General features: G+C 48.4%; 11 protein-coding genes. 1 reads left to right on the forward strand and 10 read right to left on the reverse strand.

Going from position 1 to position 12,065, the window contains the following annotated elements; genetic code table 11:
- Together AC4EVX_RS12035 and AC4EVX_RS12040 are read right to left on the reverse strand one after the other, a co-directional pair.
- A partial coding sequence (locus AC4EVX_RS12035) for a valine--tRNA ligase (protein ID WP_490160286.1) occupies positions 1–1,781 on the reverse strand: 1,781 nt, incomplete at its 3' end.
- 495 nt (positions 1,782–2,276) lie between these two features.
- On the reverse strand, positions 2,277–3,929 hold the full coding sequence (locus AC4EVX_RS12040; protein WP_177977759.1) for a SpaA isopeptide-forming pilin-related protein: 1,653 nt from the start codon (positions 3,927–3,929) through the stop codon (positions 2,277–2,279).
- Between the two features lie 543 nt (positions 3,930–4,472).
- Here AC4EVX_RS12040 and AC4EVX_RS12045 point away from each other — a divergent pair.
- Positions 4,473–5,381, forward strand: a complete 909-nt coding sequence (locus AC4EVX_RS12045) for a LysR family transcriptional regulator (protein ID WP_177977760.1) — start codon at positions 4,473–4,475, stop codon at positions 5,379–5,381.
- A gap of 109 nt (positions 5,382–5,490) precedes the next feature.
- Here the strand turns inward: AC4EVX_RS12045 and atpC are convergent, their stop codons facing one another.
- From atpC to AC4EVX_RS12085, 8 genes are all read right to left on the reverse strand, one after another.
- Positions 5,491–5,910: an ATP synthase F1 subunit epsilon gene (gene atpC, locus AC4EVX_RS12050; protein WP_177977761.1), complete on the reverse strand. Its 420-nt coding sequence runs from the start codon at positions 5,908–5,910 to the stop codon at positions 5,491–5,493.
- Between the two features lie 21 nt (positions 5,911–5,931).
- A complete protein-coding gene (atpD, locus tag AC4EVX_RS12055) occupies positions 5,932–7,332 on the reverse strand; it encodes a F0F1 ATP synthase subunit beta (protein WP_177977762.1) in 1,401 nt (466 codons plus the stop codon).
- Positions 7,333–7,403: 71 nt separating this feature from the next.
- Complete coding sequence (atpG, locus tag AC4EVX_RS12060) at positions 7,404–8,297, reverse strand: ATP synthase F1 subunit gamma (RefSeq protein WP_177977763.1); 894 nt, start codon at positions 8,295–8,297, stop codon at positions 7,404–7,406.
- A complete protein-coding gene (gene atpA, locus AC4EVX_RS12065; protein ID WP_177977764.1) occupies positions 8,264–9,802 on the reverse strand; it encodes a F0F1 ATP synthase subunit alpha in 1,539 nt (512 codons plus the stop codon). Before atpA ends, atpG begins: the two co-directional genes overlap by 34 nt.
- A 13-nt stretch (positions 9,803–9,815) precedes the next feature.
- Positions 9,816–10,331, reverse strand: a complete 516-nt coding sequence (atpH, locus tag AC4EVX_RS12070) for an ATP synthase F1 subunit delta (protein ID WP_177977765.1) — start codon at positions 10,329–10,331, stop codon at positions 9,816–9,818.
- Entirely contained in the window at positions 10,324–10,815 is a 492-nt protein-coding gene (gene atpF, locus AC4EVX_RS12075) for a F0F1 ATP synthase subunit B (protein ID WP_177977766.1), read from the reverse strand. The genes atpH and atpF overlap by 8 nt, the downstream gene beginning before the upstream one ends.
- Positions 10,816–10,875: 60 nt before the next feature.
- The gene (gene atpE / locus AC4EVX_RS12080; RefSeq protein ID WP_177977767.1) at positions 10,876–11,100 is read right to left on the reverse strand and encodes an ATP synthase F0 subunit C; all 225 of its coding nucleotides are present in this window, start codon (positions 11,098–11,100) and stop codon (positions 10,876–10,878) included.
- A gap of 94 nt (positions 11,101–11,194) precedes the next feature.
- On the reverse strand, positions 11,195–11,881 hold the full coding sequence (locus AC4EVX_RS12085) for a F0F1 ATP synthase subunit A (RefSeq protein ID WP_177977768.1): 687 nt from the start codon (positions 11,879–11,881) through the stop codon (positions 11,195–11,197).
- Positions 11,882–12,065: the final 184 nt, after the last annotated feature.

The raw sequence follows: 12,065 nt of genomic DNA on the forward strand, positions 1-12,065 counted from the left end.
ATGTTCATCATGATGAAACGGGATGCATTCCATACCTTGTTTGCAAAGTTACGGCTGTTCTCTACACGTTCCCAGTAGAAACGCATGTCGTTGCCCGGTGCATTTCCGGTGATCAGCGTCATACGCAGAGCATCTGCGCCGTACTTGTCGATAACCTCAAGCGGATCAATTCCGTTTCCGAGGGACTTACTCATCTTGCGTCCCTGAGAGTCGCGGACAAGTCCATGGATCAGAACCGTGTTGAACGGGCACTTGCCGGTCTGCTCGATTCCGGAGAATACCATACGGATTACCCAGAAGAAGATGATGTCGTAACCGGTTACAAGCACATCGGTCGGATAGAAGTAGTCAAGCTCCTTCGTCTTGTCCGGCCAGCCGAGCGTGGAGAACGGCCACAGTGCAGACGAGAACCAGGTATCGAGCGTATCCTCATCCTGCTTGAAATGCGTGCATCCGCACTTCGGGCACTTCTCTGGCATCTCTTTTGCAACCACGATCTCACCACAGTCGTCGCAGTAGTAAGCCGGAATCCGGTGCCCCCACCACAGCTGTCTCGAGATACACCAGTCACGGATTCCCTCAAGCCAGTGCATGTAAGTCTTTCCAAAGCTCTCCGGAACGAACTTAAGCTCTCCGCTCTTTAATGCCTCGATTGCCGGCTTTGCCATCTCCTCCATGCGTACAAACCACTGCTGTTTTACCATCGGCTCTACGGTCGTCTTACAACGATCATGGATACCAACGTTGTGAGAATGCGGAACAACCTTCACGAGAAGACCAAGCTCCTTCAGATCCTCAACCATTGCCTTTCTTGCCTCGTAGCGATCCATGCCATCGTACTTGCTTCCCGGGCAGTTGATCGTTGCATCGTCATGCATGATACAGATCTCCGGCAGGTTGTGGCGACGACCAACCTCGAAATCGTTCGGGTCATGTGCCGGGGTGATCTTTACGCATCCGGTACCGAACTCCTTGTCTACATAGGCGTCAGCGACAACCGGAATCTCACGGTCGGTCAGCGGAAGTTTGAGCATCTTGCCGACAAGATCCTTGTAGCGATCATCATCCGGATTTACTGCAACTGCGGTATCGCCGAGCAGAGTCTCCGGACGGGTTGTTGCGATCTCAACAAATCTGTCTTCCTCGCCAACGATCGGGTAGTTGATGTGCCAGAAAAAGCCGTTCTGTTCCTCATGCTCAACCTCTGCGTCAGAGATCGAAGTCTGGCATACCGGACACCAGTTGATGATTCTCGAACCCTTGTAGATATATCCTTTTTCGTGAAGTTTGATGAAAACTTCCTGAACCGCCTTGGAACAGCCCTCATCCATCGTGAAACGTTCGCGGTCCCAGTCAGCGGAAGAGCCGAGCTTGTGGAGCTGGTTGATGATGCGGGTGCCGTATACCTTCTTCCAGTCCCAGCATGCCTCAAGGAACTTGTCACGTCCGAGATCGTGCTTGTCAACGCCTTCGCTCTTTAACTTATCGATAACCTTAACCTCGGTCGCGATTGCTGCGTGGTCGGTTCCCGGCTGCCACAGAGCCTCATAGCCCTGCATTCTCTTGTAACGGATCAGAATGTCCTGCATCGTGTTGTCAAGTGCATGACCCATATGAAGCTGTCCGGTAATGTTTGGCGGAGGCATAACAATCGTAAACGGCTTCTTGCCCTCTCTCTTTCCGCGCTCTGCATCTGCGTGGAAGTACTTGTTGTCCAGCCATTTCTGGTACAGTTTCTCCTCAATCGCAGAAGGATTGTAAGTCTTTTCCAGTTCTTTCATGTTTTTTCCTTTCTCTGTGAGCTACAAGAACTCTTATATGATTTAGTTGAATCTGTGTAACTGTTCCGTACAGTACTTCACAGTTACGAATCTGTTTGGTTTCAAGGGCGAATAGAATAAAAAACGCCCCTTATGCAAAAAGAAATCCTCTCTGCACAAAGGGCGAAATCCATCTCTTTAGAAATTCCGCGGTACCACCTTGATTTGTCACTTGAATTTCCTTAACGCGGACCAGACGGGAAATCTTACAGACACGTTTCTCCTCTCATCGTCTTCTTGGCGATCAATCGTCGTCTCAATGACTTTGAGAGATCTTAAGAAATCTCTCAGACTTCCGGCTCCGAAGCTACCTTCATGCGCGCTCTCCGGGATCATCTTTCAGCCGATGGATCATCCTCTCTGGCGGATGCCTGCGCCCTACTCCTCTTCTTCACTGCCTTTTCATATGGTACTTATGATAGTATTTTCACGCAAATTTGTCAAGAAGCAAATTCGTTATGGTTCACGCACCCTGCAAACAGCAACGGATTTTACCACAAATGCAAGTCCCATGACTACCAGCACGGCTCCAGCAAGAACAACTATACTTTTCCAGGTAAATGTAGATATTTTCCACTCCTGAACTCCAACCTCGTCTCTTACGGTCAGCTCATATTGTTTTGAAAAGCGCCCTTCTCGCTCAAGATAATATGTTCCAGTCGAAAGTTCCGTGAACATTCGACCATTTCCATCCTCACTCCAGGCATCAATCAAATGCTTATCTGCATCATAGAGTGAAAAACGAACACCAGAACTTCCTTTTCTTGATATGGCATCCACTGCCTGTATAGTCACCCGGATCATCCGGTTTGTCAGTGAAAAATCCACCTGCGCGTCACCGTCAATTCTTCCCCATTCATCAACCGTCAACTCATACTCCACTGGATCTAAATGGTAATCATCAGAAGCCTTAATCTGCCGAATGCGGTATGTTGTATTTTTTTCAAGATCTGTGAGTACTGCACTTCCGTTTTCATCTGTCTTTACTACCTTCACCATTTTCGCAGAATTCACAGTATTGGTATTTGATGTCGAACCGTTTGAATCAGTCACAATCTCAAATTTTGCCCCCTCAATCGTCATCTGAGGATAACGCTCATCTACAAGCTTCAGGCTGATTTTTGTCTTCTCCATCTCAATCTCGTGAACTTCCGACTTCTGCTCATCTTTCTTTTCCATCACAATCTCTGGTTTCTTCTCGATTCCAGCATAGTATTGCGGAATCTCTTTCTCATAAAGACTGTACGTTCCCAGATAAAGCTTCTCACTCTCTCCGTATCCAGTTTCATCGCAGATAATCTCCCCGACACGCTCACCTTTTCGGTAACGAATTGTCCCGTCCATAGTCTGAACGTCTTTCTCCGCAAGCACTACAAAATGACCTCCGCCCACAGACTTGCCACTCTCATGATCACAAATCTGTACACAGATCCGGTCCTTTGACGGGGAAAGGGGAATGTTTACAAGATACGGTTCTGTCCAATCAGAAGGAGTCCTGACACGAAATTTCTTATCCTCTGAACGCTCATATCCCTCCGGCGCCGTCTTTTCATGAAACTTATAATCTCCCTGAAAAATTTTTTCCGGAAGATAGAAATTTCCCTTGTCTGTTGTCACAAATTCGCGATAGGAAACCTTATCCGGATAATAGGCATTCAGAATTTGGCGAGTTCCATCGTCCTTGTACAATTCAAACACTGCGCCCTCTAGTGGAATCCCTTTTCCTGTCTCCGCATCAACAATCTGAGCAAGCACTGCGGATTTTCTCTTATCATCCACTCCACCAATCTCAATCTCCTGGTTTTCTCCAGTCACCGCCTGCGTTGTCATCGTCCGTTTTTCTGCTGCTTCCGCATTCTGTTCTTCTACCTGATCTTCTCCTCCAATCGTCTCACGAACTCGATCCTGGTTCCCGTGATTGATTTGATTTTCTTCGTATTTTCGACCTACAATCGTTTCTTTTTTATGATAATTGGTATAATCATTCAGAAGATAGAGTCCCAAAAGAGCTGCTAAAAAAATCAAGAGAAAGATTAACGTCCCTGTCACATTCAGCGCTGACTTCCAAAGATTAATTTTCTCTTCGTCTTCTCTTCCCGGCTTTTTCATGCATCATGTCCCACCTTCGTCTGCTTGTGAACCACCCATTGTCTAAAGCCAATGAGCTTCCTGTTTCATAGACCTCGTGACCTACTATCTCCACAGGCGTTAATTCGGGCAGTCCTTGCCCTATGATATGTTTTTTTTGTTCAAATCTATATCCACTTGTCCTCTTTCTTTCTAAAATACACAGAGGAAATCGGTTACAGTGTACCATCTCTATCTTTTAAAAGCAAGTTTTCTTGAAAATACAATACACGCACTACTGTTCATGTATTGTACAAACCACAACAGATTTTTCCGATGCTTCGCATTACAAATCAGCAAATTCCCCGCCATTATATCTATTATATGAAATTTTATTCCACATTTTCTGACAAGATTCGGACAGTTGCGACTTTTCTTTCTGCGTGATATAATGAGATTTCCTATAAAGATTTTTATTTTCAAATTCTTGTTGTCTATCTTATTGGGAATGATTATCATTTTTTGAATTTCGATTTCCAGAATGATTTGCAAACTTTTTTTATAGAAGATTCGGAGGGAGAACGCATGGAATTACTACAATTAAAATACTTTCTCGCAGCCGCGGAATATCAGCACATCACAAAGGCTGCCGAACATCTTCAGATCGCACAGCCTGCACTCTCTCAGGCGATTCACCGTCTTGAGAGCGAGCTCGGGGTTCCACTCTTTGAGCGAAAGAACCGCAGTATCGAGCTCAATGACTCTGGAAGATTCTTTCAACAGCGTCTGCTTCCTCTGATCAATGATCTCGACCGCACAATCGAGGAACTTCAGTGTGGAAAAGAGCTGGCGACGCACACGATCCGTCTGCGCCTGCTCTCTGCCTCTGCACTAATCACCAATCGGATCATTGCATTTCGCGCACTTCGCCCGGATGTCAATTTCCAGCTCTACCAATCGTATCAGATGACCGATCCACATGCAAACTCAGACTATGATCTTTGCGTGACTGCAAGACGGTCAGACTTTGCCTCCGCCGACCGCAACCACGCGACCGTCATGCTTGAGGAAGACCTCTATCTCGCGGTTCCCTCTGCCTCTCCTTATGGAGAGCAACCATCGATTCGCCTTGCCGATACCAGACATGCGGGATACATCTGTCTTGCAGGCTCCCGCCCGATCCGCCAGATCACAAACAGCTATTTTCTGGAACTTGGCTTCTCCCCGCGGATTATATTTGAGAGCGATACGACCGAGACTGTCCGCAACCTGATTGCCGCCGGCATGGGAATCGGTTTCTGGCCACAGTACTCATGGGGTCCGCTCCCCGCACAGTGGGAATCGCAAACAGCAGATTCTCCGGTGCGCCTTCTGCCAATCTCCGACTTAAAATGTCGCAGGCAGATCGTCCTGATGCGCTCCGAACAGGGGAAGAGCAAACCGGTCGTGCAGGAATTCTGCGATTTCCTCGTCAATAATTTGGAGTGGATGTGAGGGTCTTCGACGATCTTTCTCGCCCGGAGCCCCGATACATTTATATAAATTCCTATGGCAAGAGCTTCCCCTCCGTATGACAAAACCACGGTATGAGAAGCTCTTATTATTATAATCCTTTTTCATGATAGGCGGAGCCGTGAAGTCTTGAGAGTGCACGCGCCATTGCCGCCTGCGTCATATAGTATTCTCGAATACTCTGTTTCTGGCGGAGCTGTTCTTTTGCTCGCTCGAGTGCCAGTTTTGCTCTCGCCTCATCGATGTCCTCCGGACGCTCTGCCGAGTCCACAACTGCCATCACTCGGTTATTTGCGACCTGAACAATCCCGATTCCGACAATGACTCTGCGATCCGTCTCCTCACCCGGAACACGAAAACGCATCTCGCCCTCCTGCGTCGCAAGGATCATCGCCTCCCGGTGAGGCAGAATTCCAAGTTCGCCATCGTGAGCCGGAACAACCAGTGTCTCACAACTTCCATTGTAAAAGACATGGTCGCTGGCAATGATTTTCAACCAAAATGTTGCCATTTTTCTGCTCCTTTACCCCACTCAATCCTTATTCTGCTCCATCGCCTTTGCCTTCTCGACAACCTCATCAATCGTTCCGACATTGAAGAATGCACCCTCCGGATAAGCATCCATCTCACCATCGATGATTGCCTTAAAACCGCGAACCGTCTCTTTGACCGGAACGTATTTTCCCGGAACGCCGGTAAAGTTCTCTGCGACGTGGAACGGCTGTGAGAGGAATCTCTGAATCTTTCTTGCACGGCTGACCGTCAGCTTATCTTCCTCAGAGAGCTCCTCCATACCAAGGATTGCGATGATATCCTGCAACTCCTTGTACTTCTGAAGCATCTGCTGTACCTTGTTTGCGACCTCGTAGTGCTCTTTTCCTACGACATCCTCCTCAAGGATTCTCGAGGTGGACTCAAGCGGATCAACTGCCGGATAAATACCCTGCTCTACGATCTTTCTCGAGAGAACCGTCGTCGCATCCAGATGAGCAAACGTCGTCGCCGGTGCCGGGTCTGTCAGGTCATCTGCCGGCACATAGACTGCCTGAACCGAGGTGACAGAACCGTTCTTCGTCGAAGCGATTCTCTCCTGAAGCTGACCGACATCAGTTGCCAGAGTCGGCTGATAACCAACTGCCGACGGCATTCTTCCAAGCAGGGAGGAAACCTCCGATCCTGCCTGTACGAAACGGAAGATGTTATCGATGAAGAGAAGCACGTTCTGATGCTGAACATCACGGAAATACTCTGCCATCGTAAGTCCCGTCTCAGCGACACGCATACGAGCGCCCGGCGGTTCGTTCATCTGACCAAATACCAGGGCGGTCTTCTCGAGAACACCTGACTCACCCATCTCGGTCCAGAGGTCATTTCCCTCTCTCGAACGCTCTCCAACTCCGGTGAAAATCGAATATCCGCCATGCTGAGTCGCAATGTTCGTGATCAGCTCCTGAATCAGAACGGTTTTTCCAACTCCGGCACCGCCGAACAGTCCAATCTTTCCGCCTTTTGCATACGGGGCAAGCAGATCGATAACCTTGATTCCGGTCTCAAGCATCTCGACAACCGGACTCTGATCCTCAAAGCTCGGCGGATCACGGTGAATGACCCATTTCGTTTCATCATCAAGGCTCTCGCCTCCGTCAATCGGCTCACCGAGCACATTAAAAAGACGACCAAGCGTCTTCTCACCGACCGGAACGGAAATGCCAGATCCGGTCGCCTCAACTTCCATATCCTTGCAGAGGCCCTCGCTGGATGCCAACATAATACAGCGGGCAATATCTCCACCGATCAGCTGTGCGACTTCCATCACGCATCGTCTGCCATTATTATTCACAACCAGGGCATCCTGAATGTGTGGAAGTTTGCCGTCGTCAAACTCCACATCCACAACAGGTCCCATGACCTGAATGATCTTTCCCTTGTTCATATCTGTCTCCTTTGTTGCCATTCGCACGTTACATACACATTGTGCCAACAGAAACTCTTCTTTCGCTTTAGCTAGCGTCTCTTCTTCCGCTGTGCCTTTGCACCACCGACAACTTCCGTAATCTCCTGTGTGATCGCCGCCTGACGCACACGGTTGTAGGCGATCGACAGCTCTGCGAGCAGTTTGTTCGCATTGTCGCTTGCGGACTGCATCGCCATCATTCGCGCATTCTGCTCACTGCAAAATGACTCTACAAGCGCACCGAAAATGAATCCCGTCACATAGTTCGGAACGACATGATCCAGAACTGCCGAAGGACTCGGAATCATCTGAATCTCCTCGTGGTAGGTGTCTGCCGGGATCGTAGCCGTGTTAAACTCCTCCCTCGTCAGTGGAAGAAGCTGTTCCATCTGGGCCTCCATCTTCATGCTGTTGATCATCTGCGTGTAGAGAATATCGACCTCGTCAAGTCGGTGCTCCATATAGTCCTCAATGATCGCGGAGGAAATCAGTCTCGCACGGTTCATCGTCGGATTCTGCACGGTGTAATGAAACTGCTCTTCCACCGGAATCTGGCGGGAAGCAAAATACTGCCGACCGAGTTCTCCAACCACATAGAGGCGGTGATTCGGATGTTCGCTCATCCACTGCTCTGCCATTTTTAAAACATTGTGGTTGTAAGCACCTGCCATGCCCTTATCACCGGTAATCACAATCAGTCCGCAGATTCGATCCCCGTTTTTCTTCTCCGAACGAGGATCGAAATACGGATGGTGAAGTTCCGGAAGATGGCGCAGGATTCTGTGGATCAAACTCTGGAGCGTGTAGAAATACGGCTCCGTGTCCACAAGCAGTTTCTTACTCTTCGTCAGCTTTGTGGAAGAAATCAGATACATGGCATTTGTGATTTTCCTCGTATCCTGAACACTCTTTATTCGTTCCTGGATTTCTCTCGCGTTTGCCATACTGCCTCCTTAAACTGCTTTGCAAGTTCCACAATCCGTCCGGAAAGCTCATCGCTGAGGACCTTCGTCTCCTCCAGCTCTTTTCCGATCTCCGGGTGTTTCTCGTCAAACCAGGCAAGCAACTGCATCTGAAATTCCTTAATCTGAGAAATCTCCACACTCAGCATCACCCGATGCGTTGCTGTGCAAAGCGTGATCACCTGCTCATGCATCGCAAGCGGTCTTCCAAGAGGCTGTTTGAGCAGTTCCATCAAACGCTTTCCGTATGCAAGCTGTTCCTTCGTCGCATCATCCAGATCGGAGCTGAACTGTGTGAAGACTTCCATCTCACGGTACTGTGCCAGATCGATACGGATGCTTCCGCTCGCCTTCTTCATTGCCTTTGTCTGAGCGGCTCCGCCGACACGGGAAACCGAAAGACCGACGTTGACTGCCGGACGCTGACCGGAGAAGAACAGAGAGCTCTCAAGGAAAATCTGACCATCTGTGATCGAGATCACGTTTGTCGGAATATATGCAGATACATCACCCGCCTGTGTCTCAATGATCGGCAGTGCGGTGATCGATCCCCCGCCAAGCGCATCGTTCAAACGGCTTGAACGCTCAAGCAGACGGGAATGCAGGTAAAAGACATCGCCCGGATATGCCTCACGTCCCGGAGAACGCTCCAAAAGCAGAGACAGTGCACGGTAAGCAACTGCATGCTTTGACAGATCATCGTAAACGATCAGAACATCCTTGCCCTGACGCATGAAGAACTCAGCCATTGCGGTTCCTGCATACGGGGCGATGTACTGCATCGGTGCCGGATCGCTCGCCGTTGATGCCATGACGATCGTGTAATCCATCGCGTCATTCTTCTTCAGCGTGTTGACCAGTTTTGCAACCGTCGAAGCCTTCTGTCCGATTGCGACATAGATACAGATCACATTTTTTCCCTTCTGGTTCAGAATCGTATCCATTGCAATCGAGGTCTTTCCGGTCTGACGATCTCCGATGATCAACTCACGCTGTCCGCGTCCGATTGGGAACATCGAGTCGATCGCGAGAATACCGGTCTCCATCGGAACTCCGACGGACTTTCTTTCCACGATTCCCGGGGCTTCCTCCTCGACCGGAAGATAAGCCTCCTCCTTCGCCGGTCCCATACCGTCAATCGGCTCACCGAGCGCATTCACAACACGACCGAGAAATTCTTTTCCAATCGGGACACCGGCACGCTTCTTTGTCCGCGTCACCTTTGTGCCCTCGACGATCTCCGTATCCTTTCCAAAAAGGATGCAGCCAATCTCATTTTTCCGGATATCCTGAACCATTCCGCGGACTCCGTTTTCAAATATGACAATCTCTCCATACATGGCGTGATCAATGCCGTAGACGATCGCAATGCCGTCGCCGACCCAGATGACGGAGCCGGTCTCCGAAACCAGCCCTGCATGCTCGTCGTAATCTTCAATCTCACCTTTGATGATGGAGATGATTTCCTGAGAACTGATTGTACTCATATCACCAAAACTCCTATCCCGCCACAGCCTGACTCAATTTCTTTAATTTTCCGAGAAGGCTGTAATCGTATTCCACATCTCCGGTCTTCAGGACAAATCCGCCCATCAGCTCCGGGTGAGAAGCCAGACTCAACTGGACTTCCCTCTTTCCATAAGTTTTTTTCAGAAACTGCCGAATGCCTTCCAGTTGCACCTCATCCGGCTCCGTCACATACCAAAGTTCTGCACTCATTACTCCGTCTGCAACTCTTTCACATCTCTCGCAGATATCCATAATCTGTGAAAACTCTGCGATTGCACCGGCATCACAGGCTTTTTTCAGAAATTTGATCATCACACTGGAAAACTCCGGTGTTTTCCAAATTTCCTCTATGATGGCATGTTTCTTTTCTCTCCGGTAAACCGGACTTTGAAGCACCCGAACAAGCTCCGGATTTCGCTCCAGAATCTCGCCGGTCTTTTTTACCATTTCCTGCGGAACTTTAAGCTCATAGAGCACGGTTCCGTATAATCTTGCCTCTTCAGTCATGCTTCTCACCTGATTGACTTAAAAATGCATCGTAACAGTTTCGATCATTCTGCGGACCGCTCTGCTCTGCAAGCAATTTTGCCGTAGCCACCATTGCCAGATCGGCAACGGAAGCCCGCAGGTCGGAGAGCGTTTTTTCCCGCTCCAGCGCAATCGTTCTGTCTGCCTCTTCCATCTTCTTTGTGGCATCGGTCTTTGCCTGTGCGAGAATCCGGTTATACTCCTCGGTTCCTCTCGCCTTTGCCGTTTCCACAATCCTGTCTGCTTCCGCGTCAGCGTTCTGAATCGAAGCCTCGTACTCACGCTTCATTTTCTCAGCTTCCTGCTTCGATCTTGTAGCATCATCGAGATCTCTCTCAACCATCTGCTTTCTCTCTTCCAGGATCGCCTGCATTGGCTTTACAAGGAAATGTCTCATGAAGAAGTAAAGGACTAACAGATTGATGACTGTAAAGGCAATGTTCCAGAAATTGATGTTTAACATTGCGTCTGCCTTTCTTATTCTAACTTTCTTGCTCTGAAAATCGTTGTCTTGCTCTCTTTATTATTTTAAGAACAGAATGATCAGAAGACCGATTACGAAACCGTAAATAGCGGTTGCCTCTGCCAGAGCACATCCAAGAAGAAGTGCCTTTGTGATCTTTCCATCTGCCTCAGGCTGTCTTGCAATGGCATCTACTGCCTTGGAAGTTGCCATTCCAATTCCAAGTCCTGCTCCAATTCCTGTGATAACTGCAACTGCTGCACCGATTGCGATTAATCCTGTCATGATTCTACTCTCCTTTTTGTTCGTATGCGCTCTCAAACGAGTACATGTTCTTGCGTGTTTCTTTTTGTTTTTACTGCCATCGCAATACTTAATCTTACTCGATGGCCTCTTTTATATATAATGATGTGAGGAATACAAAGACATAAGCCTGAATCACTCCATCAAATATATCAAAATAAAAGCTGAACGGCAGTGGTGCCACAAGCGGTACCAGGTATTTGATCAGTGCCATAACTACCACAGCACCAAGCACATTACCAAACAGTCGCATACAAAGCGACAACGGCCGGATAAACAGCTCAAGTACATTGATCGGGGCGATGATCGGGATCGGTTCTGCAAAACTCTTGATCCACCCCTTCACTCCCTTTTTCCGGATTCCTGCGACCTCCACAAGAATGATGCTCATCACGGCAAGTGAGATCGTCACATTCAAATCCTTTGTCGGTGATTTGAATCCCAGAAGTCCGATCATATTGGCAATTCCTATGTAGAGAACCACGGTAATCAGATACGGAATATAATCCGTCCCCTCTTTTCCAAGAAGCTCCTCGAAAAAATTCCAGATGAAAGTGAATCCACTTTCAAGCACCGCCTGTTTCGTTCCGATCTTTCTGACCTTCAATCCGTGAACGAGAATCAGCGTTGCAACCATCATGATTCCCATAATGATCCACGTCACTGCCACCGACTCAAGGACATCAATTCCGCCAAAAATCGGAATGGTAAATGCCACCTGACAGTTCAGTTCTTCCATCAGGGAATCAACAAGTCCATCCATAACCGCTTCCCCCTTTCCTCCTTATGTATTTTAAACACTCATCAAAGCCAAAAGCCGACCGATATTAAGTTTTGTTCGGAAGAAATTCTGTCATTCCTCTGGTGTCATCTCCACGATGTCATTCCTATGCTGTCTCTTCTTTTCTTCCAAACGCTTAATTTCCATCGGCTCTGCTTATTATAAT

This window comes from Brotaphodocola sp., from assembly GCF_983179755.1.